The organism is Neotabrizicola sp. VNH66, assembly GCF_049445895.1.
GTDB lineage: Bacteria > Pseudomonadota > Alphaproteobacteria > Rhodobacterales > Rhodobacteraceae > Pseudogemmobacter.
The window spans coordinates 193,280-218,877 of the sequence record NZ_JBMSDW010000007.1; the positions used below are offsets into that span (position 1 = coordinate 193,280).

The following is a 25,598-nucleotide window of genomic DNA, read 5'->3' on the forward strand; positions in this document are numbered from 1 at the left end:
CATGACCGTGAGCAAGATCGACCTCTCTTCCGTGGCCGAGACCGACATCGCCATTGTCGGCATGGCCGCGCATCTGCCGGGTGCGCCCGATGTGGCGACCTACTGGCAGAACCTGAAGGGGGGCGTGGAATCGATCCGCGTGCTGTCCGAGGACGAATTGCTGGCCAATGGCGAAAGCCGCGCCCGGATCGGGCGGGCGAATTACGTGCCCGCCGCCGCCGAATTGGAGGGGTTCAAGGAATTCGATGCCGAATTCTTCGGCTTCTCTCCGAAAGAGGCCGCGATCCTTGATCCGCAGCACCGCCATTTCCTTGAGGTGGCCTGGGAGGCGCTGGAACACGCGGGCCACCCGCCCGAAGGGTTCCCCGGCGCCATCGGCGTCTATGCCGGCTGCGGCATGGGGTCGTATTTCTATTTCAACCTGTGTTCCAACCGCGATCTGGTCGATCAGACCGGGATGTTCCTGTTGCGCCATACCGGCAATGACAAGGATTTTCTGGCCACCCGTGTCTCGAACATCTTCGATCTGAAGGGTCCGTCGATCAATGTGCAGACGGCCTGCTCCACCTCGCTGGTGGCGGTGCATTTTGCGGCGCAGGCGCTGCTTTCCGGCGAATGCGACATGGCGCTGGCCGGGGGCGTGACCATCGAACTGCCGCATGCGCGCGGATACCTGTATCAGGAGGGCGAGATCCTGTCGCCCGACGGCCATTGCCACGCCTTCGACCACCGGGCGCAGGGCACCGTCTTCGGCTCGGGCGCAGGCTGCGTGGTGCTGCGCCGCGCCAAGGATGCGATCCGCGACGGCGACCATATCTGGGCCATCCTGAAGGGCAGCGCGATCAACAACGACGGCGCGGCCAAGGCGGGTTATCTGGCGCCCTCGGTGGATGGGCAGGCCGCCTGCATCGCCGAGGCGCAGATGATTGCCGGGGTTTTGGCGGAAACCGTCTCTTACGTCGAATGCCACGGCACCGGTACCTATCTGGGCGACCCGATCGAGGTGGCCGCCCTGACCAACGCTTTCCGCGAAACCACCGATGCCGTGGGCAGCTGCCGGATCGGCAGCGTCAAGACCAACATCGGCCATCTGGACACCGCGGCGGGGGTGGCCAGCCTCATCAAGGTGGCGCTGTCGCTGCATCACCGGCAGCTGCCCCCCTCGCTGGGGTATGAAGCGCCGAACCCGTCGATTGATTTCGAAACCTCGCCCTTCCGGGTGAATGACCGGCTGACCGACTGGCAGGCGCCTGTCCTGCGCGCGGGCGTCAACAGCCTTGGCGTCGGCGGCACCAATGCCCATGCCGTGCTGGAAGAGGCGCCCGCCCGCGCGGCCTCCGACGAAAGCTTGTGGCCGTTCCAGCCGCTGGTCCTGTCGGCCCGGTCGAAATCCGCGCTGGACGCGCAGGCCGCCCGTCTGGCCGCCCATCTGCGCGCGCATCCAGAACAGCCTTTGGCCGATGTGGCCTATACCCTGAAGGAAGGCCGCCGCGCCTTTGACAAGCGCCGGGTGATCGTGGCCGAAAGCCATGAGGAGGCCGCCCGCCTGCTGGAAGGGGCCGATCCGCGCCGCGTGTTCAATCATGACCGGTTGGACGCGCCCGAAGTCGTGTTCATGTTCCCCGGCGGCGGCGCGCAATATGCGGGCATGGCGCGCGACCTGTATGAGACGGAGCCGGTCTTTGCCGACTGGATGGACCGCGGGCTGGCGGTGCTGGAGCCGAAGCTGGACTATGACCTGCGCGCGCTTTGGCTCCCCCCAGCGGGGGCGGAGGCCGCGGCGAATGCGGCGCTGAAGCGTCCCTCCGTGCAACTGCCGCTGATCATGATCACCGAATATGCGCTGGCGAAGCTGTATGAAAGCTGGGGCGTCACGCCCGCCGCGCTGGTCGGCCATTCCATGGGCGAAAACACCGCCGCCGCGCTGGCGGGCGTGATGAGCTTTGAGGATTGCATCGGCCTTGTGCATCTGCGTGGGCGGCTGTTCGATACCGTGCCCGCGGGCGGGATGCTGTCGGTGCCCATGGCTGAGGGTGACCTGCGCCCCTATGTCACCGGCGATCTGGACATGGCCTCGGTCAATGCGCCGGGGCTCTGCGTCGTCTCCGGCCCCGATGCGGCGCTGAAGGCGCTGGCCGCCACCTTGGCCGGGCAGGGGGTCGAGACGCAGCGCGTGGCCATCGACATCGCGGCCCATTCCCGGATGCTGGCGCCGATCCTTGCCGATTTCGGCGCCTATCTGCGAGGGGTCCGGCTGAATCCGCCGCAACTGCCGATCATCTCCAACCGCAGCGGCCAGCCGCTGACCGCGGCACAGGCGACTGACCCGGATTATTGGGTGCAGCATCTGCGCAATACGGTGGATTTCCAGTCCTGTATGGCCACGCTGATGGCGGAGCCCGCCCGTGTTTTCATGGAGATGGGGCCGGGCCGGGCGCTGTCGTCGCTGGCGCAGGCGAATGGTGTGCCCGCCGGGCAGGTGGTGCCCGCGCTGCGCCATCCGGAACAGAAGATGGCCGATGATGCCTGGCACATGGCCAGCATGGCGCGGCTTTGGGCCTGCGGCGTGCCGGTGGACTGGGCGCCCGTCTGGGGTGGCGCACGGCGCAACCGGGTGCCGCTGCCGACCTATGCCTTCCAGAAGAAGCCCTATTTCATCGAACCGGGCACCGCCGCGGTTGCCGAAGAGGCAGGGCCGGAGCGCATCGCCGATCTGGCGCAATGGGGGTGGAAGCCGCATTGGAAACCCGCGCCCGCCGGGTTCGACATCGACGATCTGGCCGATACGGCGGCAGAGACATGGCTGCTGTTCAGCGATACCGCGGGCCTGACCGCCGCTGCCGCCGCCCGCCTGCGCACCGCGGGGCACCGGGTGGTGACCGTGCGGGCGGGCGACACTTTCGCCCGCGAAGGTGAGGGCTATGTTCTGGCCCCCGAACGCGGGCGTGAGGGCTATGACCTTCTCCTCCGCGATCTGGTGGCGCGCGATCTGGCGCCCGACCGCATCCTGCACGGCTGGCTGGTCACCGCGGATGAGACTTTCCGCCCCGGCTCCAGCTTCCTGCACCGCAATCTGGAACAGGGGTTCTGGTCGCTCTTGTTCCTGTTGCAAGCGGTGGAGGGCGAAAGCCTGCCACGCCCGGTGAAGCTGACCGTTCTGACCAACGGCGCCGCCAAGGTGAAGGGTGAGGCGCTGCGCTGGCCGGAAAAGGCCATGGTCCTGGGCCCCGTCCGCGTGGGCGGCAAGGAACTGCCCGGTGTCACGCTGTCGGCGCTGGACCTTGCGCTGGAGGGCGCTGTGGACCGGCTGGCGGGCTTTGCGCTGGAGGAGGCCATGGCCGATGGCCCTGCCGTGGCCGCGCTGCGCGATGGCCGGCGGTATGAGGCCGGGGTCCGTCCGCAGGCGCTGCCCGCCGCGGGGTTCGATCTGCCGCAGGGCGCGCATGTGCTGATCACCGGCGGTTTCGGCGGCATCGGCCTGACCGTGGCCGAGGAGCTGATCCGCCGCCACGGCGTGAAGATCACCCTGATCGCCCGCCGCAAGCTGCCGCCGCGCGATCTGTGGCGGGCATGGCTGGCGAAGAACGATGCGAATGACCCGGTCTCGCGCCGGATCCTCTCCCTGCAACGGCTGGAGGCTTTGGGCGGCGAAATCCATGTGGCACAGGCCGATGTCGCCAACGTGTTCGAGATGGAGGCTGCGCGCGATGCGGGCGTGGCGAAGTTCGGTCCCGTCCATGCGGTGATCCATGCCGCGGGCGTGGTGGCCGATGGTCCCTTGCTGGCCAAGCAGCCGGGCGAAGCGGAAGAGGTATTTGCGCCCAAGCTGCACGGCACGCAGGTTCTGCACCGGCTGTTCCCCGATGGCACGCTTGCGCTGCTGGTGCTCTTCGCCTCCACCTCCACCGTCACCGGGCCCGCGGGACAGGTGGATTATGTGGCGGCGAACGAATATCTGAACGCCTATGCCAAATCCCGCGCGGGCGGCAAGACCCGCGTGGTCGCGCTGAACTGGGGCATCTGGCAGGGCGTCGGCATGGCGGCGGAATCGCTGGCCGACCGGATGGGCGCCCCGCCTGCGCCGCGGCTGCCCTTGGATCTGCCGATGCTGGACGAGGCCGGGTTCGACCGGCAGGGCAACCGGGTGTTCCATGCGGAGTACACGCTGGACCGCTGGGTGCTGGACGGTCACCGCACCGCCGATGGCCGGGCGCTGATCCCCGGCACCGGCTATCTGGAACTGGCGGCTGAGGCCTGGGCCGCGCAGGGGGAAACCGGCGGGTTCGAGCTGCGCGATCTGACCTTCCTGCGCGCGATGGACGTGGCCGGGGGCGAGACGCGCCCGGTCCGCGTCCGCCTGACCCGTAGCGATGAGGGCTATGGGCTGGACATCCAGTCCGAGGTGACCGCCGCAGGCCGCAAGGGATGGATGACCCATGCCACCGCCCGGCTGCTGCCGCTGACCGGCACCGCGCCGCAGATCGACCCCGGCGCGATTGCCGCCCGGCTGCCCGTGGCCGAGGTGGGGCAGGGCCTGCGCTCTCCGCAAGAGGCGCATCTGGCCTTTGGTCCGCGCTGGCGCGTGCTGACCAGCCGCGCGACGTCTGCCACCGAGGGTCTGGCCCGTCTGGCCCTGCCCGCGCCCTTTGCCGCCGAGGCGGGGGAATGGCGGCTGCATCCGGCGCTGATGGACCTTGCCACGGGCTGGGCCATGGGGCTGATCGCGGGCTACCGGCCGGATCACCTCTGGGTGCCGGTGTCCTATGCCCGGATGCAGGTCTTTGCCCCCGTCCCGGCCGAGATCGTCAGCCATATCCGCAATGCCGCCGCCAATACGGCGGATCGTGCGACGGCGGTCTTTGACATCACCCTCGCCACACCCGCGGGGCAGGTGCTGGTGGAAATCACCGGCTTCACCATCAGGCGGCTGGAGGGCGGGCTCAGCTTCCCCGCGCCCGATCCGCGCGCGCTGGAGACCGATGACGCCGCGCAAAAGCCGCTGTCGCCCGCCGAGGAACGGCTGGTCGCCGCCTTCCGGCAGGGCATCCGTCCCGAGGAAGGGGCCGAGGCTTTCGTGCGTGCCCTGTCGCTGGACCTGCCGCAGGTGATCGTCTCCTCGCTGGACCTGCCTGCGCTTGTGCGCCAGACCGCTGCCGCGGCCGAGACGACGCGGCCCGAGGGCGCGGCCTTCGAACGGCCCGATCTGGACAATGACTATGTCGAGCCGCGGAATGACATCGAACGCACCCTTGTGGGCTTCTGGCAGGAGCTGCTGGGCGTGGGCCGCGTGGGGGTCGAAGACAGCTTCTTCGACCTTGGCGGCCACAGCCTGATTGCCGTGCGCCTGTTCGCCATGGTGAAAAAGGCGTTCCGGGTGGAATTCCCGATCTCGGTCCTGTTCGAGGCGCCGACGATTGCCGCCTGCGCCGCGCTGATTGCCGAGGCCGCCGGGATCACCCCCGATACGGGCGATGCACCCGCCACGGCGGCCCCTGCGGCCCCGCGCCGCCGGTTTACCCATCTGGTGCCGATGCATCAGGGCGAGGGCGGGCCGAAGACGCCGTTCTTCCTTGTCGCGGGCATGTTCGGCAACGTGCTGAACCTGCGGCATCTGGCGCAGCTTCTGGGCCATGACCGGCCGTTCTACGGGTTGCAGGCCCGCGGGCTCTATGGCGAGGACAAGCCGCATACCGATTTCACCGAAGCCGCCCGCGACTATATTGCCGAGATGCGGCAGGTTCAGGCGCAGGGGCCGTGGCTGGTCGGCGGCTTCTCGGGCGGCGGGCTGATCGCATGGGAAATCGCCCGCCAGCTGGAGGCTGCGGGGGAACAGGTATCGCTTCTGACGCTCTTGGACACGCCGCTGCCGATGCGCCCCGTCCTCTCGCGCACTGACAAGGCGCTGATCAAACTGGCCGAGTTCCGGGCCAAGGGTCCGGGCTATCTGGCCGAGTGGATGCAGGCGCGGGCCGAGTGGAAACGTCGTCAGGGCCAGCCCATGGCGGAGGAGGGCGGCGCCTTCAACAACGCCGGGATCGAGGCGGCTTTCCGTGCCGCGCTTCCCGGTTATCAGATGACACCGCGTCAGGGGGCGACCGTGCTGTTCCGCCCGCCGCTGGATCTGCACTGGAAGGTATCGGGTGGAAAATGGGTCAGTGCGGCCAAGGAATATGTCTTTGCCGACAATGACCTGACCCGCTTTGCCCCCGCCCTTCAGGTGGTTGAGGTGCCCGGAGATCACGATTCCATGGTGCTGGAGCCGAATGTCCGCGTTCTGGCGGCCCGGTTGCGCGAACTGATCGTCACGGCGGAATCCGCGGGCGGACAGGTCATCGCCATGGCGGCGGAGTAAGCGCATGGCAAACCTGCTGACCGTCGTTCTGAACTGGCGCACGCCTGACATGACCCTGCGCGCGGCCGAGGCCGGGCTTGCCGCGATGGAGGGGATCGAAGGGGCGCTGACCATCGTCGACAATGCTTCGGACGATGGCTCCTATGAGAAGATGCTGGCCGAAGTTGCGGCGCGGGGCTGGGATACCGGTCCGCACCGGGTGCGCGTGCTGCAATCGGGGCGCAACGGCGGCTTTGGCGCCGGCAACAACCACGGCATCCACGCGGGCCTACCGGATGGCGGGCGGCCGGATTACGTCTATCTGCTGAACTCGGACGCCTTCCCTGAAAAGGACGCGATCCGCGCGCTGATGGCGCATCTGGAGACCCATCCCGCCACCGGCTTTGCGGGCAGCTATATCTTCGGCGAGGATGGTGCCCCGCACCGCACTGCCTTCCGCTTCCCCTCGGTCGCGGGAGAGTTCGAGGCGCATCTGCGGCTTGGCCTCGTCTCACGCCTGTTGCGGCGGCATATCGTGGCGCAGCCCATCCCCGCACAGACGCAGCGGGTGGACTGGCTGGCGGGTGCCAGCCTGATGATGCGTCAGGATGTGCTGGACCGCATCGGCCTGTTTGACGAGACCTTCTTTCTGTATTTCGAGGAGACCGATCTCTGTCACCGCGCGGCGCGGGCGGGCTGGCCCACCGATTATGTGGTGGAAAGCCGGGTCATGCACATCGGATCGGTCTCGACCGGTATGAAGAAATGGACGCGGATTCCGGGATTCTGGCTCGACTCGCGGCTGCACTACTTCGCCAAGACCCATGGCCGCGCCTATGCCGCGGCGGCCACCGCTTCGGCGGCACTGGCAGGCGCGCTGTGGCGTCTGCGGCTGATGATCCAGCGCAAGGACCGGGGCGAGCCGCCGCGGTATCTGCGTGACATGCTGGCGCATCACCTGCGCCATGGTTTCGTTTTTCAGGGGAACGCGCAAACCCCCATCCGCCCCCTGCGGGCAAGGACGTGAGACATGACGATTACGGCCCTTCTCTTCGGCAATGAAACCCTGACCAGCCAGTGCGGAGAGATCCTGCTGGCCCGCGGCCACCGGATTTCCGCAGTGGTCACCCATGCGGCCGAGGTGCGCCGCTGGGCCGAGGGGCGCGGCCTGACCGTCCTGCCCTATGGCGCCGGTCTTCCGGCGGTGGACTGGCTGTTTTCGGTGGCGAACCTGACCGTGCTGCGGCCGGAGGTGCTGGCCCGTGCGTCGCAGGGGGCGGTGAACTTCCACGACGGGCCGTTGCCCGCCCATGCCGGGCTGAATGCGCCGGTCTGGGCGCTGCTGGCGGGTGAGGCGCAGCATGGCGTGACATGGCACCTGATCGAAGGCGGCGTGGATGAGGGCCGGGTGCTGGAAGAGCGCCGGTTCGACATTGCGCCGGGCGAAACGGCACTGACCCTGAACACCCGCTGCTTCGAGGCCGGGCTGGAGAGCTTTCCCGCGGTGGTGGCGCAGATCGAGGCCGGGGTGCAACCGCGCGCGCAAGACAGTGGCCCGCGGCAGCTGCATCTGCGGTCGGACCGGCCCGCAGCCTTTGGCCGGATCGACTTTGCGCAACCCGCCGAGGGTGTGGTGCGGCTGGTCCGCGCGCTGGATCACGGCCGCTACTGGAACCCGCTGACCACGGCGAAGATCGACACCGGGACCCGGGTGCTGAACGTAGGCACCGCTGACCTGGCCGAGGGTTCGGGCGCGCCCGGCACGGTCCTCTCCGCCACGCCCGAGGGGCTGGTGGTCGCCTGCGGCACCGGCGCGGTGCGGCTGAACCGGCTGACCTGTCAGGTGAAGGGCCTGCCCGTTTGCCCCTCGACCCTGACCGAGACCACGCTGCCCGCGCTGACGGCCGATGAGGCCGCGCGCCTGACTGCCGCCCATGCCGCACAAGCGCCGCGCGACGGCGCGCAGCGCAAGGCACTGGCCGCGCTGTCCCCGCTGGTGTTGCCGGGCACCGCCTCCGGTCCTGCGGACTGGCGGCAGGTGGCGCTTTCTGGCGCGCTTCCGGTGCTCGCGCTGGCTACCCTGCGTGCCCTTGGGGCCGAGGCGGGGGATGTGGCGCGCGCCGCGCCCGGCCTGCCCGGCTATCTGGCCGTATGGGAGCCGCTGCGGCTGACTTCCGGCCCCGTGGGCGCTGCTCTGGCCACGGTGGAACAGGCGCTGGCCCGTCCGGCGACCGGCTGGCCCCTTGATCTGATGACGCGCGACACCACCTTGGCCGCGCTGCAGACGCCGCCCTTGGCCTTGTCCGAAATCGGCCCGGTGGCGGGCAGCGTGATCACGCTGACGCCCGCGGCGTTGCTTTACGATGCGGGCCGGATCGCGCCGGATCAGGCGCAGGCTCTGGCCGCGCGGATCGCCCATGTGGCGGACCAGATCGTCACCCGCGCGCCGGAAACGCCGCTTACGGACATTCCCGCCCTCACCCCCGCCGAACGGGAGGAGGTGCTGAACCGCTGGAACGCCACCGCGCGCGAGCACGACCGCGGGCTGATGGTCCATACTGCGTTTGAGGCGCAGGTGGCGCGCACCCCCGATGCGCCTGCCATCGCCTTTGAAGGCACGACTCTGAGCTATGCCCAGTTGAATGCCCGGGCGAACCGGGCGGCGCATGTGCTGATCGCCATGGGCGTCACGCCCGGCACGCTGGTCGGGCTGTCCACCCGCCGCAGCCTTGATCTGGTCGTCGGTGCGCTGGCGATCCAGAAGGCGGGCGGCGCCTATGTGCCGATGGACCCGGCCTATCCGGCCGAGCGGCTGGCCCTCTTCGCCGAGGACAGCGCCTGCCCGGTCATCGTGACCCAATCCGAGCTTGCGGCCCGGATGCCGGGCCATGTGCAGCTGCTGGAACTGGATACCGACGGGCGGCTGGCCGCGGCGCCTGCGACCAATCCGGAAACCGGCGTCACGCCGCAGGATGTGGCCTATATGATCTACACCAGCGGATCGACCGGGCGGCCCAAGGGGGTGATGGTCGAAAACCGCAATGTGGTGAACTTCTTCGTGGGCATGGATGACCGGATCGGCCCACAGCCGGGCGTCTGGCTGGCCGTCACCTCGCTGTCCTTCGACATTTCCGTGCTGGAGCTGTTCTGGACGCTGGCCCGCGGGTTCAAGGTGGTGATCTCCTCCGATGAAAACCGGGCGCTGGTCTCCTCGGGCCGGATCGCCAGTGAAAAGAAGATGGATTTCTCCATCTACTACTGGGGCAATGACGATGGCGCGGGCCCCAAGAAATATGAGCTGCTGCTGGAAGGCGCCCGTTTTGCCGATACGCACGGCTTTGTGGCGGTCTGGACGCCGGAGCGGCACTTTCACGCCTTTGGCGGACCCTATCCGAACCCGTCGGTGACGGGCGCCGCGGTGGCCGCGGTCACCCGCAATGTGGCGGTGCGCGCGGGGTCCTGCGTGGTGCCGCTGCACCATCCCGCCCGGATCGCCGAGGAATGGGCGGTGATCGACAACCTGACCAACGGTCGGGCCGGGATTGCCATCGCCTCGGGCTGGCAGCCAGAAGATTTCGTGCTGCGTCCGGAAAACACCCCGCCTGCCAACAAGAAGGCCATGTATGAGGCCGCCGATCAGGTCCGCCGGTTGTGGCGGGGCGAGGGGGTGGAGTTCCCCAAGGCCGACGGCAGCATGTTCACCGTGGTGACGCAGCCCCGCCCGGTGTCGGCGGAACTGCCGCTCTGGGTGACCACGGCAGGCAACCCCGAGACGTGGCGTGAGGCGGGCGAGATGGGGGCCAATGTGCTGACCCACCTTCTGGGCCAATCGGTGGCCGAGGTCGAAGGCAAGATCCGCATCTACCGTGAGGCGCGGGCCAAGGCAGGCCACGACCCCGAGACCGGGATCGTGACCCTGATGCTGCACACCTATGTGGGCCGCGACCGCGAACAGGTGCGCCGCGTGGCCGAAGGGCCGATGAAGGCCTATCTCGCCGCCGCCGTGGGGCTGGTGAAGCAATATGCCTGGGCCTTCCCGGCTTTCAAGAAACCCGCGGGCGTGACCAATCCGATGGACATCGACCTGCGGACGCTGAGCACAGAGGAGAATGACGCCATCCTCGACTTCGCCTTCCAGCGCTATTTCGAAGACTCGGGCCTGTTCGGCACGGTCGAAGATGCGCTGGCCCGGGTGGAGCAGCTGAAGCGGATCGGCGTTTCCGAAGTGGCCTGCCTGATCGACTACGGCATCGCGGTAGAAAAGGTGCTGGAGGGTTTCTATCCGCTGGCCGAGGTGGTGCGCCGCGCCAATGCCGGGGGCGGGGTGGAAGACGACGACTTCTCGATCGCCGCGCAGATCCTGCGCCATGGGGTGACGCATCTGCAATGCACCCCGTCGATGGCGCGCATGATCGCCATGAACGACGACAGCCGGATGGCCCTGTCGCGCGTGCAGACCATGATGGTGGGGGGCGAGGCTTTGCCCGGTGCCTTGGTGCAGGATCTGCGCAAGGCCGGGGTGGGGCGTCTGCTGAACATGTATGGCCCGACCGAAACCACGATCTGGTCCTCGGTCGAGGAGGTGGGCACGGTCGAACCTATTTCAAATATCGGCCGCGCTTTGGTGAACCAGCAGATGTATGTGCTGGACGAGGCGGGCGAACCCGTGCCGCCGGGCGTGGAGGGTGAGCTTTGGATCGGGGGAGAGGGCGTGACCCGCGGCTACTGGCAGCGGCCCGATCTGACGGAGGAGCGGTTCAAGGCCAACCCGTTCCATCCGGGCCGGATGTATCGCACGGGCGACCTTGTGCGCCTGCGCGCCGATGGCAAGGTGGATTTCATCGGCCGGGCCGATCATCAGGTCAAACTGCGCGGGTATCGGATCGAGTTGGGAGAGATTGAATCCGTGCTGGAACGCCAGCCCGGCGTGACGCAGGCGGTGGTCATGGCGCGCGAGGACAGCCCCGGCGACCTGCGGCTGGTGGCCTATGTCACCGGCGCCGCCTATGAACCGGCCCTGCGTGCCGCGCTGGCGACTGAACTGCCCGAACATATGGTGCCCGCGCATTTCGTGCGGCTGGACAGCTTCCCCCTGACGCCGAACCGCAAGGTCGACCGCAAGGCGCTGCCCGCGCCCATGGCCGCCGCGCCCGCGCCGGTGTCGTTCGAAGCCCCGGTCGAAGGGGTGGAGGCGCAGCTGGCCGCGATCTGGCAAAAGGTGCTGGGCGTGCCGAAGGTGGGCGCCAAGGACAATTTCTTTGCCCTTGGCGGCCATTCGCTGCTGGCGGTGCAGGCCCACCGGGAAATCCGCGATACCTTGGGCGCGACGAAAGTGTCGATCACCGACATCTTCCGCTTCCCCGTGCTGGCGCAGCTGGCCGCCCATATCGACGGGCCGAAGGTGCCAAAGCCGGTGCCGGTGGCGCCGCAGCCCTTCGTGGCCTCCGGCGCGCCGCAGGGTGACAGTCTTGCCGATGCGATGGAGCGGCGGCGGGCGATGCGTCTGGCGCGGCGGGGCGTGGATGCCTGATCTGGCGGCCTTGGCCCGGGGGCTTCTGCCGCCGGGTTGTGCCGTGGCGGCCGCCGACCCCCGGGTGCTGCATCCGTTGATACCGGGGGAGGAGACCGCGGGCATGGTGCCGAAGCGCCGGGCCGAATTTTCGGCCGGGCGCCATGCAGCGCGGCAGGCGCTGGCGCAGCTGGGCCTGCCCGCGGTGGCGATCCCGCAGGGGCAGGACCGTGCGCCGGTTTGGCCCGCGGGCGTCGCGGGCACTATCACCCATTGCGACGGGGCCTGCCTTGCCGCCGTTTCCGTGGGCATGCGCGGCCTTGGGCTGGATCTTGAACCGGATCGCCCGCTGGACCCCCAGATCCACAATCTGGTGCTCTTGCCAGAGGATGAGGTCGCCGATCCCGCCAATCCGGCGCTGGTGGCCTTCTGCGCGAAAGAGGCTGCCTATAAGGCCCAATATGCGCTGAGCCGGATGCTGTTCGGCTTTGACAGGCTGATCCTGCGGGCGGGTCCCGAGGGGTTCACCGCCACATTCCGCGAAGAGACCGGGCCGTTTGCGGCGGGCCATGTGCTGCAGGGCCGTCTTGCGCGGTCGGGCGGGTTTCTGCTGGCGGCGGCCTGGCTCTGATGCCGCATCGCAGCGACGATTTGTCGCGACAGCCCGGATTTCCGCGCTATCCTTTCCCCTGAGGAGAGCCGGCCCTGCCGGCAGAGGGGAAAAGACGATGAAGAAACTGATCGCAATCCTGTGCGTGGTCAGCTGGTCCGGGTTCTGGGCCTTCGGCTATCTGGCGTTGACGGCGGCGCCGGCGGAGGACGCGCAGCTGATCGTGGCCGCGCTGCTGGCGGCGGCGGGTCTGTTCACCGGGCTTTTCACATGGCTGCGGCTGGTCCGGGTCACCGGGCCCGGCCATTGGCGCCATGTCAGGCAGGCAGAGGGCGCCTGATTTTCGCCGCCGCCTCGACCACCAGCGGGCGGAAGCCATCGGCCCCGCCATCCAGCAGATCAAAGAACTGACGCCGCATCCGCGGTTCCCAAAAGTCATTGATGTGGTTGGCCAGCCCCGTGACACCTTCGTCATGGGGTTTGGATTCCATGAATTTCGAGATCTGGTTCGCCATGCGGATGATCTTGTCAGCGGACATGCGGCACCTCTGCGGCAATACGGTCGGAATGGGTGAAAAGCTCAAACCTGTCGGGGCGGGCCAGTGCGATCAGGGTGATGTTCAGCGCCTCGGCCAGCGCCACCGCATCGGCTGTGGGGGCTGAGACGGCGATCAGCACCGGCTGACGCAGGGCCGCCACCTTTTGCACCATGTCGATCGACACGCGGCTGGTCAGCACGATTGCACCCGTCACGGGTGGCTGGCGCACCAGATGGCCGGCCAGTTTGTCCAGCGCATTGTGGCGGCCGACGTCCTCGCGCGTGACCAGTTGGCCCGCGGACCAGAAGCCCGCGCAATGCGCGGCGCGGGTGGCATCATGCAGCGGCTGCCCGGCAGGCAGGGCCGCCACCGCAGCCATAACCTGTGCGGGTGTCAGGCGGAACGGGCTGACCGGAACCGGCGGCAGGTCGCGCAGGGCCTGTTCGATGGAATCGATCCCGCAGAGACCGCAGCCCACGGGACCGGCCATGGTCCGCCGCCGGGTGGCCAGACGCGCCTCGGCCGCGGGGACCAGCCAAGTCTGCACGTCGATCCCGCGCGGGCCCCGCGCCACCTCGACCGCCTCAATCTCAGCGGGGGTGGCGATGCCCTCGGTCAGGGCAAAGCCATAGGCGAAATCCTCCAGATCGGCGGGCGTTGCCATCATCACCGCCTGCGTGCTGACGTTGAAGGACAGCGCGACGGCGGTTTCCTCGGGCAGCACCCGCTCTCCGGGGGAAATCCCGGCCCCGAACGCCAGCCGGGGCAGGGGCCGCGCGCCCTGCATCACTCGGCCGCGGGCAGGATGCGGCGCGACAGGCGGGCCTGTTCGGCATAATCCTCCTGCCACTGGCTGGGGCCGTTCGAGGGGCTGACCTGCACCGCCGTCACCTTGTATTCCGGGCAGTTGGTCGCCCAGTCGCTGAAATCGGTGGTGATGACATTGGCCTGCGTGTCGGGGTGGTGGAAGGTGGTGTAGACCACGCCGGGCGACACGCGGTCCGTCACCTCGGCCCGGAGCGAGGTTTCCCCCGCCCGGCTGGCCAGACGCACCCAGTCCCCCTGACGGACGCCGCGGGTTTCGGCGTCATGCGGATGGATTTCCAGCACATCCTGATCATGCCAGACCACATTCGCCGTGCGCCGGGTCTGCGCGCCCACGTTATATTGGCTGAGGATGCGCCCCGTGGTCAGCAGAAGCGGGAAGCGCGGGCCGGTCTTTTCATCCGTCGCCACATATTCGGTGCGGATGAACTTGCCCTTGCCGCGGACAAATCCGTCGATATGCATCATCGGCGTGCCCTCGGGCGCCTTTTCGTTGCAGGGCCACTGGACCGAGCCCAGCTCCTCCAGCTTGTCATAGCTGACACCTGCGAAAGAGGGCGTGGTCAGCGCGATTTCATCCATGATCTGGGCCGGGTGGGTATAGCCCCAGTCCGCGCCCATGGCCTTGGCAAACATCTGGGTGACCTCCCAGTCGGCATAGCCCTGTTTCGGCGCCATCACCTTGCGCACGCGGTTGATCCGGCGTTCGGCATTGGTGAAGGTTCCGTCCTTTTCCAGGAAGGACGAGCCGGGGAAGAACACATGCGCGTAATTCGCCGTCTCGTTCAGGAACAGGTCATGGACGATCACGCATTCCATCGCGGCCAGACCGGCGGCGACGTGATGGGTGTCGGGGTCGGATTGCAGGATGTCCTCCCCCTGGCAATAGAGGCCCTTGAAGCTGCCCTCGACCGCGGCATCCAGCATGTTGGGGATGCGCAGGCCCGGCTCCGGGTCGATGGTCACGCCCCAGGCCTTTTCAAAGATCGCCCGCGCCTCGGGCAGTTTCACATGGCGATAGCCCGGCAGCTCATGCGGGAAGGACCCCATGTCGCAGGAGCCCTGCACGTTGTTCTGCCCCCGCAGCGGGTTCACCCCCACGCCCGCCCGGCCGATGTTGCCGGTCAGCATGGCAAGGTTGGCAATGCCGATGACGGTGGTGGAACCCTGCGAATGCTCGGTCACGCCAAGGCCGTAGTAAATCGCCGCATTGCCGCCCTTGGCGTAAAGCCGGGCTGCGCCGCGCACCTCGGCTGCGGGCACGCCGGTCAGCAGCTCCACCGCCTCGGGCGCGTGGCGCGGATCTGCGATGAATTCGGCGTAATCCTGGAATTCATCCCAGTCGCAGCGGGTGCGGATGAAGGCTTCGTCATACAGCTTTTCGGTCACGATCACATGGGCCAGCGCGGTGACGATGGCGACATTGGTGCCGGGCTTCAGCGCAAGGTGATGGGCCGCACGGTAATGTGGGCCTTCCACGCTTTCGGTGCGCCGCGGGTCGACCACGATCAGCTTTGCCCCCTGCCGCAGCCGTTTCTTCATCCGGCTGGCAAAAACCGGGTGGCCGGAATGCGGGTTGGCGCCGATGACCAGAATGACATCGGCCGCTTCGACCGAGTCAAAATCCTGCGTGCCTGCGCTGGTGCCATAGGTTTGGCCCAGGCCATAGCCGGTGGGCGAATGGCAGACCCGCGCGCAGGTGTCGGTGTTGTTGTTCATGAAGACCGCGCGGGTCAGCTTCTGAACCAGATAGGTTTCCTCATTGGTGCAGCGCGAGGAGGTGATCACCCCTACCGACTGACGGCCGTATTTCTGCTGGATGGCCGTCATCCGGGCGGCGGCGAATTCCATCGCCTCGGCCCAGGACACTTCTTTCCACGGATCGTTGATCGAATCCCGGATCATCGGGTTCAGGATGCGGTCCTTGTGGCTGGCATAGCCATAGGCGAAGCGGCCCTTCACGCAGGAATGGCCGCGGTTGGCCTTGCCATGTTTGTAGGGCACCATCCGCACCAGTTCGTCGCCGCGCATCTCGGCCTTGAACTGGCAGCCGACGCCGCAATAGGCGCAGGTGGTGATCACGGCGCGGTCCGGCGTGCCGATCTCGATGACCGACTTTTCGGTCAGGGTGGCGGTGGGGCAGGCCTGCACGCAGGCGCCGCAGCTGACACAATCGGACGACAGGAAGGTATCGTTCTTGGCCCCCGCATGGACGCGGCTGTCGAAGCCCCGGCCCGAGATGGTCAGCGCGAAGGTGCCCTGCACCTCTTCGCAGGCGCGGACGCAGCGGCTGCAGACGATGCACTTGGCCGGATCATAGGTGAAATAGGGATTGGAATCATCCTTGGGCAGCCATTCGGGATTGGCCTCGCCGCTGGTGTTTTTTGCCTTGAAATGGGTGGCTTCCGCTTCATAGCGCACATCGCGCAGGCCCACGGCGCCCGCCATGTCCTGCAACTCGCAATCACCATTGGCAGCGCAGGTCAGGCAGTCCAGCGGGTGGTCCGAGATGTAAAGCTCCATCACCCCGCGGCGCAGCTGCTTCAGCTTGCCGGTCTGGGTGTGCACCTTCAGCCCCGCCGCAACCGGAGTGGTACAGCTGGCCGGAGTGCCGTTCCGCCCCTCGATCTCCACCAGACACAACCGGCACGAACCGAAGGCATCGACACTGTCCGTCGCGCAGAGCTTCGGCACCGAAATGCCCAGTTCCGCTGCCGCGCGCATGATGCTGGTGCCTTCGGGCACCGTCACGTCGAACCCGTCGATGGTCAGCGTGACCATCTGCTTCGATTTCGCGGCAGGGGTGCCGAAGTCACGGTCGGGGATGATGAAGTCTTTCATCTCAGGCATCCTTCTGGCGAAGCGCATGGGCAACCAGCGCATTGGCGTGGCCGTGGCCAAGACCGTGGGTTTCCTTCAGCCAGCCCACGATCTTCATATGGGGCTGGCCTGTCTGACCGGCGATCAGGTCCAGCCAGTGTTGCACCGGCTGGCCGTATTTCGCCTCGATCGAAGGGAAGTATGAGGCGGGGCCTTTGACAGGTTCGCTCATTCCGCGGCCTCTTTCGCGCGGGCGAAATCGTCGGGGAAATGGGTCAGGGCGGACATCACCGGATAGGGGGTGAAGCCGCCAAGCGCGCAGAGCGAGCCGGATTTCATCGTCTCGCACAGATCGGTCAGCAGCGGGATGGCCGCAGTGTCGCCGCGGTGGATGCGGTCCAGCGTCTCGACCCCGCGGACGGCACCGATGCGGCAGGGGGTGCATTTGCCGCAGCTTTCGATGGCGCAGAACTCCATCGCAAAGCGCGCCATCCGCAGCATGTCCACGCTGTCATCGGCGAGGGTCAGCCCGGCATGGCCGATCAGCCCGCCCTTTGCGGCAAAGTCTTCATAGGTGAAAGGCGTGTCGAACAGCGCGGGGGGGAACCAGGCGCCCAGGGGGCCGCCCACCTGCACCGCCTTGACCGGGCGGCCACTGGCCGCGCCGCCGCCGATGTCGTTGACAATCTCGCCCAGGGTCAGGCCGAAGGCGGTTTCGAACAGCCCGCCATAGCGGACATTTCCGGCCAGCTGCAGCGCCATGGTGCCGTGCGACCGGCCCATGCCGAAGTTGCGGTAGAAGGCCGCCCCGCGGTCCATGATCACCGGGACCGAGGCCAGCGAGATTACGTTGTTCACCACCGTGGGCCGGCCCATGAAACCCTGAAGCGCCGGCAGGGGCGGTTTGGCGCGAACCACGCCGCGCTTGCCCTCAAGGCTGTTCAGCAGGCTGGTCTCCTCGCCGCAGACATAGGCACCGGCACCGACGCGCACCTCCATGTCGAAGGCGTGGGAGGAGCCGAGGACCGAGGCGCCAAGGACACCGGCGCGGCGCGCGATCTCGATGGCCTTCGTCATCTGGCTGATCGCATCGGGATATTCGGACCGGGTGTAGATGTAACCCCGGGTCGCCCCCACGGCGATGCCGGCAATCGCCATGCCCTCGATCAGGGTGAAGGGGTCGCCTTCCATCAGCATGCGGTCGGCAAAGGTGGCACTGTCGCCTTCATCGGCATTGCAGACGATGTATTTCTGCGGGCCCGGCGCATCATGCACGGTCTTCCATTTGATGCCGGTCGGGAACCCCGCGCCGCCGCGTCCGCGCAGGCCGGAATCGGTGACTTCCTTCACCACATCGGCGGGAGTCATCTCCAGCGCGCGGCGCAGGCCTTTCAGCCCATGGTGCAGTTCGTATTCCGCAAGGCTCAGCGGGTCGATCACGCCGACACGGGCAAAGGTCAGCCGGGTCTGGCGCAGCATCCACGGCAGTTCCTCGGTCAGGCCAAGCGCCTTGGGATGGGCGGTCAGGTCATCGAACAGCGCGGGCACATCCGCGGGCTCCATCGGGCCAAAGGCCAGACGGCCCAGATCTGTGACCACCTCGACCAGCGGCTCCAGCCAGAGCATGCCGCGGCTGCCGTTGCGCACCAGCGTGACATCCAGACCGCGGGCCGCGGCTTCATGCGCGATGGCCTCTGCCACCTCATCGGCGCCAAGGGCACGGGCGGCGGCATCAAGGGGAACGTAAATCCGCATCAACGCAACCCCTCGATGATCTTGTCCAGCTTTTCGCGGTCCAGCCGGGCGACCAGCTTGCCATCCACCATTGCGGCGGGACCAGAGGCGCAAAGGCCAAGGCAGAACACCGGCTCCAGCGTGACACGGCCGTCGGCGCCCGTTTCGTGCCAGTCCAGTCCCAGCTTTTCGCAGGCATGGGCGGCAATCCCCTCGGCCCCGACGGCCTGGCATGCCTCAGCCCGGCACAGTTTCAGCACATGCCGCCCCGCGGGTCTTTCGCGGAAATCGTGGTAGAAGGTCATCACGCCATAGGCTTCGGCCCGCGAGATCGTCAGCGCCTCTGCAATGACAGGCAGCGCACCTTCGGGAATGTAACCGAAAGCCGCCTGCACATCATGCAGGATGGGCAGAAGCGCCCCCTCCGTGGTGCGATGGTCTTCCAGGATTTCGCGCACACGCGCGAGCATATCGACGGTATCGAGCATTGCGGGCAACCCTTGGCTAGCGCGTCCAAGTTTAGCCCGAATAATAGGCGTATCAATCCGAATTGCCCGTTGATCAATAGGGAACGCCTATCAAGCCGGGGATCTCGACAGGCGCTGCGCCTCGTCCATCAGGGCGGTCAGCACCGGCGTCTGCGGTTCGCGCCGCGCGGTGATCAGCCCGACCAGATGCTCGGCCTCCGGTTCCACCAACGGGACAGAGACCAGCCGCCCGCCGCCGGTGAACATGTCGGCCAGCCGCTTCGGCACGATCGAGGCCCAGGCCCCGGTCTGCACATGGCTGATCAGCACGATGGTCGAGTTCGATTCGACCGTGGGTGCGGTATTGCCCCCCGTCTCGACCAGATGCTGGTTGACGATCCGCCGGTTTTGCATGTCGCTGGACAAGAGGCACAACGGCGCCTGCGCCGCCTCGGCCCAGGTGATCCGGTCGCGCCCGGCATATTCGCTGAAGGGCGCGCAGACGAAACGATAGAATTCCGCATAAAGCGGCACTTGTGACACCCGGCCCAGGGGTTCATTGTCCAGATAGGTGATGCCTGCATCCAGATCGAGGCTTTCGATCCCCGCGAGAATCTCGACCGAAGTGCGTGACAGGATCGACAGCGAGACATTCGGATGCCGGTCCAGAAAAGGCCGGGTCAGATCGGCCACCATCGGCAGCGCGGTCGGGATGACGCCGATCCGCAGGTGCCCGGACAGGCCGGAGCGGGCGGCCCGCATCTCGTCGCGCAGGGCGCGCACATCGCCCACGATCCGCAGCGCGCGGTCCAGCACCCGCTGGCCTTCGGGCGTCAGGCCCTGAAACCGGCTGCCGCGATGCACCAGCTGCACGCCCAGCTGTTCCTCCAGCTGGCGGATGCCGGAGGAGAGCGAGGGTTGCGTGATGCCGCAGGCTTCGGCCGCACGGCCAAAGTGCCTCTCGCGGGCAAGGGCGATGAACATCTGCAACTTGTCGATCATGGCGGCCAAGGTGGCGCGACGGGTCCTTGCCCGCAAGGGGCACTGTGCTTAGCTATGTCGCATGCGCCGCTTTATCCCCTTTCTGAAAAAGCCCCCCCTTGTTCCGGTGATCCGCCTGCAGGGGCAGATCGCCGCCTCGGGCCGCGGGCTGAATGATGCTGGCCTGGCCCCGCTGATTGAAAAGGCGTTCCGCGCCAAACCGGCGGCGGTGGCGCTGGTCATCAACTCCCCCGGCGGATCACCCGCGCAATCCAGCCTGATCGCGGGGCGCATCCGTCGGCTGGCCGAGGAGAAGGGCATCCCGGTCCATGCCTTTGTCGAGGATGTGGCGGCCTCGGGCGGCTATTGGCTGGCCTGTGCGGCGGATGATATCTGGGTTGATGCCAGTTCCATCGTCGGCTCCATCGGGGTGATCTCTGCCGGGTTCGGCTTCACCGGGCTGATGGAACAGCACGGGATCGAACGCCGGATCCATACCGCGGGCCGGTCGAAAAGCTTTGCCGATCCGTTCCGCCCGCAGACCGAAGAGGATGTGGCCCGTATCCGCGCGCTGCTGACCCCGCTGCACGACACCTTCATCGCCCATGTGAAGGCCCGCCGCGGTGCTCGGCTGACAGAAGGGGCGGATCTGTTCAACGCCGATATCTGGATCGGCGCGCGGGCGGTGGAGCTGGGGCTGGCCGACGGCGTGGCCCATCTGAAACCCAAATTGCAGGCGCTGTACGGGGACAAGGTGCGGCTTCTGCCGCTGTCGCCCAAACGCGGCCTGCTGGCGCGCTTCGGCCTCGCGGCCGCCGACACCGCCCTGTCCACTCTTGAGGAGCGCGCCCTCTGGGCCCGCTACGGGCTTTAGGATGCTCTGGAAAATCGTCATCGTCTTTCTCTGCGCCATGGTTCTGGTGGGGATGATCGGCAAGCTCATGTTCCCCGGCGCCTCGGCCCGGTTGGGGCGGGGTGCTGCCAAATGCCCGTCCTGCGGGCGGCCCCGGATCGGGCGTGGTCCCTGCGCCTGCGGGAAGAAGGCATGACCGCGCTGGTCACCGGCGCCGGGCGCCGTCTGGGCCGGGCGATGGCGCTGTCTCTGGCCGAGGCCGGGCATGACGTGGCCGTGCATTACGCCACCTCTGCCGATGAGGCCGAGGCGGTGGCCGATCAGGTGCGCGCCATGGGCCGCCGGGCGGTGACCCTGCGCGCGGACCTTCTGGATGAGGAGGAGACGGCGGCGCTGGTCCCGCAGGCCGTGGCGGCGCTTGGCCCGCTGACCGTGCTGGTCAACAATGCCTCGATCTTTGAATATGACCGGATCGACACTGCCACGCGGGAAAGCTGGGACCGGCATATCGGGTCCAACCTGCGGGCGCCCTATGTGCTGACCCAGGCCTTCGCCCGCCAATGCCCGCCCGCGGTGACGGATGACGCCGGAGAGCCGGTGGCGCAGGGCCTGATCGTCAATATGATCGACCAGCGCATCTGGAAGCCCACGCCGGAGTTTTCCACTTATACCATCGCCAAGATGGGCCTTTGGGCGCTGACGCAGACGGCGGCGCAGGGGCTGGCTCCGCACATCCGGGTGAATGCCATCGGCCCCGGCCCCACCCTGCGCGGCGCGCGCCAGCCGGAGGACCATTTCACCCGGCAGCGCGCGGCCACCATTCTGGGCCGGGGTGCGGGGGAAAAAGACATCGTGGCGGCCCTGCGTTTCTTCCTGCACAGCCCCGCCGTGACGGGTCAGATGATCGCCGTGGACGGTGGCCAGCATCTGGCCTGGCGCACCCCGGATGTGCTGGGACGCGAGTGACGGCATGCAAGTTGTCCACCGCGGCCCAAGTTGTAACAAGGCTGTGACGTAAGGGTCTGATTTCTCAGGGATTTGCGAGGCGTTAATTTTTCTTTCTTTATGAATCAATGCCTTGCAATACTGCCTGTTTTTTGGGCGCTTTGCGGAGAGGGGCCGAAAACAAGGAAAATTCCGCCTTGGCGAAATCTTCTCCGCAAACTTATCCACAGAAACGGTGGACTTCTTCCCTCTTGCCCCCGGGCGTGGTTCATTGCAGCCCCCGCCCCAGAATCGCGATCTTCAGGACCCGTCTTTCGGAATGACCCAACGCCCCGCCACCGGATATGAGGTGATCGCAGATTACCTCCGCACGCTGGACTCCTCGCCGGGGGTTTACCGCATGCTGAATGCCGCGGCCGAGGTGCTGTATGTCGGCAAGGCGCGCAACCTGAAGGCGAGGGTGTCGAACTATGCCCGGCCGGGGCAGCATTCGGCGCGGATCGCCCGGATGATCCACGAGACGCATTCGATGATGTTCCTCTCCACCCGGACTGAGGTGGAGGCGCTTCTTCTGGAGCAGAACCTCGTCAAGCAGCTGAAGCCGCGCTACAATGTGCTGATGCGGGACGACAAATCGTTCCCGAACATCCTGATCGGCAAGGAACATGCCTTTCCCCAGATCAAGAAGCATCGCGGCGCGAAGAAGGAGAAGGGCGCCTATTTCGGCCCCTTCGCCAGTGCGGGCGCAGTGAACCGCACGCTGAACCAGTTGCAAAAGGTGTTCCTGCTGCGGAACTGTTCCGACAGCATGTTCGCTGCCCGGACCCGGCCCTGCCTGCAATATCAGATCAAACGGTGCAGCGCGCCCTGCGTGGGCAAGGTCAGCGAGCTGGCCTATGCCGATCTGGTGTCCGATGCCGAGCGGTTTTTGCAGGGTAAATCTACCGCCGTTCAGGCCACGTTGGCCGCGCAGATGCAGACCGCCAGCGATGAGATGGAGTTCGAGCGCGCCGCCGCCCTGCGCGACCGGATCAAGGCGCTGACCGCGGTGCAGACGGCGCAGGGCATCAATCCCCGCGGCGTGACCGAGGCGGATGTGGTGGCCGTGCATCTGGATCACGGGCAGGCCTGTGTGCAGGTCTTCTTCATCCGCGCGAACCAGAGCTGGGGCAACCGCGACTTCTATCCCAAGACCGGATCGGGCGCGGAAGAGCCGGAAATCCTGCAGGCCTTCCTGACCCAGTTCTACGACGACAAGGAACCGCCCCGGCTGATTCTCCTGTCCCACCCCTTGGAAGACCCCGATCTGGTGGCCGAGGCCCTGTCGGACCGCGCGGGCCGCAAGGTGGAGCTTGCGGTGCCGCAGCGGGGGGAAAAGGCCGAGCTGGTGGAAAACGCCACCCGCAACGCCCGCGAAAGCCTGGCCCGCCGCATGTCGGAAAGCGCCACGCAGAACCGGCTTCTGGAAGGTCTGGCCGAAGCCTTCGATCTGGACGGCCCGCTGCGCCGGATCGAGGTTTATGACAACGCGCATATTCAGGGCGCCCATGCCGTGGGGGGCATGGTGGTCTCGGGGCCGGAGGGGTTCCTGAAGGGCCAGTATCGCAAGTTCAACATCAAGGGCGAAGCGGGCGCCGCGGGCGACGACTTTGGCATGATGCGCGAGGTGCTGATGCGCCGGTTCGAGCGTCTGCTGAAGGAAGATCCCGACCGCAAGTCCGACAGCTGGCCCGACCTTCTGCTGATCGACGGCGGCGCCGGGCAGGTCTCGGCCGTCGAGGGGATTTTGGCGGAACTGGGCGTGGATGAGGTGCAGGTGATCGGTGTGGCCAAGGGCATCGATCGCGACCACGGCAAGGAGGAATTCCACCGTCAGGGCCTGCCGGTGAAGGCGCTGCAGCGGAACGATCCGGTGCTCTATTTCATCCAGCGCCTGCGGGACGAGGCGCACCGCTGGGCCAACGGCGCCCACCGGGCGAAACGCGCGAAGACCGTGGGCGCCACGCCGCTGGATGAAATCCCGGGGATCGGTGCCGCGCGCAAACGCGCGCTTCTGGCGCATTTCGGCAGCGCCAAGGCGGTCAGCCGCGCGGCCCTGCCCGACCTGATGGCGGTGGACGGCATTTCCGAAGCCATGGCCGAGACGGTCTACAACTTCTTTCACCGGGACTGATGGCGCAGTTGCAAATGCAAATGCGTCTCAGTATTATCTATATGATTATTATAGGAAATTTCAGAATTCTGTCTTGACGGGGCCGGTCCGGCGGCCTATCCCCCGCCCATCGGGGAGTAGCAACCGCCACCTGACCGGCAGCGGAGGCGTGTCAACATTCTCGCGGGCGATGTCCCGCGTGGCGCGCCAGCCTTCGGGCCTTGCAAGACCGTGACGGAGGGGCCCTGCGGGCGGGGTCCCGGTGCCGTCCGGCCTGCCCCTGTGTGAGGATGAAATGTCTCCGATCTCTATCGGCGTGATCGCCGTCAGCATGTCTGTCGATGCCTTCATCGCGTCGCTGGGCCGGGGGGCGCAGCACCGGCGTCCGGGTTTCGGCCTTGCCCTGCGCACCGGCCTCCTGTTCGGCGTGATCGAGGCGCTGACGCCGCTGATCGGCTGGGCCATGGGCGTTGTCGCTTCGCAATATGTGCAGCAGGTGGATCACTGGATCGCTTTCGGTCTTCTGGCGGCGGTCGGGGGGCGGATGCTGATGCAGGCTTTGCGCGCAAAGGAAGAGTCCGCGCCGCCGCCCGGAGGCTGGGCGCTGATCGCCACGGCCGTGGGCACATCCATCGACGCGATGGCGGTCGGCGTGTCGCTGGCGTTTCTGGAGGTCAATATCGTGATCATTGCGCTGGCCATCGGCCTTGCCACCACGGTGATGAGCGCGGCAGGCATTCTGGCGGGACGGCTGGTCGGGCTGCGCTTCGGCCGCTGGGCCGAGGGCTTGGGCGGCATTGCACTGGCCGGGCTGGGGCTGATGATCCTTGTCGACCATCTGACCGCAGGCTGACCGCCGCGGCAAAGATGCGGCAGCCAGCCCCTTCCCCCTTCCGGCGGCATCGGTTACGACTTTGCACATGAAATGGACGATCCCGAATACGCTGACGGTTCTTCGGTTGCTGGCCGCGCCCGGCGTGGCGGTGATGTTCCTGTATTTCCAGCGGCCCTGGGCGGACTGGTTCGCGCTGACGCTGTTCATCGGGGCTGCCATCACCGACTGGTTCGACGGCTATCTGGCCCGGCTGTGGAAGCAGGAATCGAAGTTCGGCGCCATGATGGACCCGATCGCCGACAAGGCCATGGTGCTGATCGCGATCATGGTCATCACCGGCTACAACGGCATGACACCCTGGCTGATCCTGCCGGCGACGGTGATCCTGTTCCGTGAGGTCTTCGTCTCCGGCCTGCGCGAATTTCTGGGGGCGAAGGCCGGGCTGCTGAAGGTCACCCGGTTGGCCAAGATCAAGACCACGGCGCAGATGGTGGCGATTGCCGCGCTGTTTCTGGGCACCGGGCTGGAATATCTGAACGGCGTGGCCATGCATGGCATGACGCCCGAGCAATATGCGCAGGCGGTGGTGGACGGCGCGGCAGAGCCCATTCTGGGCTGCGGCCGCCGCGACTGCGCCTCTTTCGCCAATCTGATCGGGCTTTGGCTGATCTGGTTCGCCGCCCTGCTGACCGCGATCACCGGGCTGGAATATTTCATCAAGGCCCTGCCGCATCTGCGGGACGAGAAATGATCGAGGTGCTCTACTTCGCTTGGGTGCGCGAGCGGGTGGGCCTGCCGCGCGAACGGGTGGAGACGCAGGCCGCCACCGTGGCCGACCTGATCGACGAACTGCGCGCGCGGGACGAAGACCACGCCTATGCCTTTGCCGATACCGCCAGCCTGCGCGTCGCACTGGATCAGGAACTGGCGGATTTCTCGGCTCCCTTGGCGGGCGTGCGCGAGGTGGCGTTCTTTCCGCCGATGACCGGTGGCTGAG

18 protein-coding genes are annotated in these 25,598 nt (G+C 67.0%); 11 read left to right on the top strand and 7 right to left on the bottom strand.

The genetic code is table 11. The features are described 5' to 3' along the window. The first annotated feature begins 1 nt into the window (after position 1). From ACO2Q5_RS12480 to ACO2Q5_RS12500, 5 genes are all read left to right on the top strand, one after another. Positions 2 to 6,352 carry a type I polyketide synthase gene (locus ACO2Q5_RS12480; protein ID WP_423291469.1) on the top strand — a complete coding sequence of 2,117 codons (6,351 nt, stop codon included), beginning with the start codon at positions 2 to 4 and terminating at the stop codon, positions 6,350 to 6,352. 4 nt (positions 6,353 to 6,356) lie between these two features. Continuing rightward, complete coding sequence (locus tag ACO2Q5_RS12485) at positions 6,357 to 7,358, top strand: glycosyltransferase family 2 protein (protein WP_423291471.1); 1,002 nt, start codon at positions 6,357 to 6,359, stop codon at positions 7,356 to 7,358. 3 nt (positions 7,359 to 7,361) lie between these two features. Then, positions 7,362 to 11,861, top strand: a complete 4,500-nt coding sequence (locus tag ACO2Q5_RS12490; RefSeq protein ID WP_423291473.1) for a MupA/Atu3671 family FMN-dependent luciferase-like monooxygenase — start codon at positions 7,362 to 7,364, stop codon at positions 11,859 to 11,861. Continuing rightward, positions 11,854 to 12,471 carry a 4'-phosphopantetheinyl transferase family protein gene (locus ACO2Q5_RS12495; RefSeq protein WP_423291475.1) on the top strand — a complete coding sequence of 206 codons (618 nt, stop codon included), beginning with the start codon at positions 11,854 to 11,856 and terminating at the stop codon, positions 12,469 to 12,471. Before ACO2Q5_RS12490 ends, ACO2Q5_RS12495 begins: the two co-directional genes overlap by 8 nt. Positions 12,472 to 12,568: 97 nt before the next feature. After that, positions 12,569 to 12,790, top strand: a complete 222-nt coding sequence (locus ACO2Q5_RS12500) for a hypothetical protein (RefSeq protein WP_423291477.1) — start codon at positions 12,569 to 12,571, stop codon at positions 12,788 to 12,790. Here ACO2Q5_RS12500 and ACO2Q5_RS12505 read toward each other — a convergent pair. The 7 genes from ACO2Q5_RS12505 to ACO2Q5_RS12535 all read right to left on the bottom strand — a co-directional run bounded on the left by ACO2Q5_RS12505 (position 12,768) and on the right by ACO2Q5_RS12535 (position 19,837). Continuing rightward, entirely contained in the window at positions 12,768 to 12,989 is a 222-nt protein-coding gene (locus ACO2Q5_RS12505) for a formate dehydrogenase subunit delta (protein ID WP_423291479.1), read from the bottom strand. The genes ACO2Q5_RS12500 and ACO2Q5_RS12505 overlap by 23 nt on opposite strands. Continuing rightward, positions 12,979 to 13,776, bottom strand: coding sequence for a formate dehydrogenase accessory sulfurtransferase FdhD (fdhD, locus tag ACO2Q5_RS12510; protein WP_423291481.1), 798 nt, complete (start codon positions 13,774 to 13,776; stop codon positions 12,979 to 12,981). The genes ACO2Q5_RS12505 and fdhD overlap by 11 nt, the downstream gene beginning before the upstream one ends. Next, positions 13,776 to 16,655, bottom strand: a complete 2,880-nt coding sequence (gene fdhF / locus ACO2Q5_RS12515) for a formate dehydrogenase subunit alpha (protein WP_423291483.1) — start codon at positions 16,653 to 16,655, stop codon at positions 13,776 to 13,778. Before fdhF ends, fdhD begins: the two co-directional genes overlap by 1 nt. 1 nt (position 16,656) lies before the next feature. Beyond that, a complete protein-coding gene (locus tag ACO2Q5_RS12520; RefSeq protein ID WP_423291485.1) occupies positions 16,657 to 16,866 on the bottom strand; it encodes a DUF4287 domain-containing protein in 210 nt (69 codons plus the stop codon). Beyond that, complete coding sequence (locus ACO2Q5_RS12525) at positions 16,863 to 18,389, bottom strand: formate dehydrogenase beta subunit (protein WP_423291487.1); 1,527 nt, start codon at positions 18,387 to 18,389, stop codon at positions 16,863 to 16,865. Before ACO2Q5_RS12525 ends, ACO2Q5_RS12520 begins: the two co-directional genes overlap by 4 nt. Further along, on the bottom strand, positions 18,389 to 18,856 hold the full coding sequence (locus ACO2Q5_RS12530) for a formate dehydrogenase subunit gamma (RefSeq protein ID WP_423291489.1): 468 nt from the start codon (positions 18,854 to 18,856) through the stop codon (positions 18,389 to 18,391). Before ACO2Q5_RS12530 ends, ACO2Q5_RS12525 begins: the two co-directional genes overlap by 1 nt. Before the next feature lie 90 nt (positions 18,857 to 18,946). After that, positions 18,947 to 19,837, bottom strand: a complete 891-nt coding sequence (locus ACO2Q5_RS12535; RefSeq protein WP_423291563.1) for a LysR family transcriptional regulator — start codon at positions 19,835 to 19,837, stop codon at positions 18,947 to 18,949. Between the two features lie 61 nt (positions 19,838 to 19,898). Here ACO2Q5_RS12535 and ACO2Q5_RS12540 point away from each other — a divergent pair, with 61 nt between their 5' ends. The 6 genes from ACO2Q5_RS12540 (at position 19,899) to moaD (ending at position 25,597) form a co-directional block, all read left to right on the top strand. Continuing rightward, positions 19,899 to 20,690, top strand: a complete 792-nt coding sequence (locus tag ACO2Q5_RS12540; protein WP_423291491.1) for a S49 family peptidase — start codon at positions 19,899 to 19,901, stop codon at positions 20,688 to 20,690. Positions 20,691 to 20,861: 171 nt separating this feature from the next. Further along, complete coding sequence (locus tag ACO2Q5_RS12545; protein ID WP_423291493.1) at positions 20,862 to 21,635, top strand: SDR family oxidoreductase; 774 nt, start codon at positions 20,862 to 20,864, stop codon at positions 21,633 to 21,635. A 298-nt stretch (positions 21,636 to 21,933) separates the two neighbouring features. After that, entirely contained in the window at positions 21,934 to 23,787 is a 1,854-nt protein-coding gene (gene uvrC, locus ACO2Q5_RS12550) for an excinuclease ABC subunit UvrC (protein ID WP_423291495.1), read from the top strand. A 274-nt stretch (positions 23,788 to 24,061) separates the two neighbouring features. Continuing rightward, positions 24,062 to 24,619 carry a manganese efflux pump MntP family protein gene (locus tag ACO2Q5_RS12555; protein ID WP_423291497.1) on the top strand — a complete coding sequence of 186 codons (558 nt, stop codon included), beginning with the start codon at positions 24,062 to 24,064 and terminating at the stop codon, positions 24,617 to 24,619. A gap of 67 nt (positions 24,620 to 24,686) precedes the next feature. After that, positions 24,687 to 25,352: a CDP-diacylglycerol--glycerol-3-phosphate 3-phosphatidyltransferase gene (gene pgsA, locus ACO2Q5_RS12560; RefSeq protein ID WP_423291499.1), complete on the top strand. Its 666-nt coding sequence runs from the start codon at positions 24,687 to 24,689 to the stop codon at positions 25,350 to 25,352. Continuing rightward, positions 25,349 to 25,597, top strand: coding sequence for a molybdopterin converting factor subunit 1 (gene moaD, locus ACO2Q5_RS12565; protein WP_423291501.1), 249 nt, complete (start codon positions 25,349 to 25,351; stop codon positions 25,595 to 25,597). Before pgsA ends, moaD begins: the two co-directional genes overlap by 4 nt. Position 25,598: the final 1 nt, after the last annotated feature.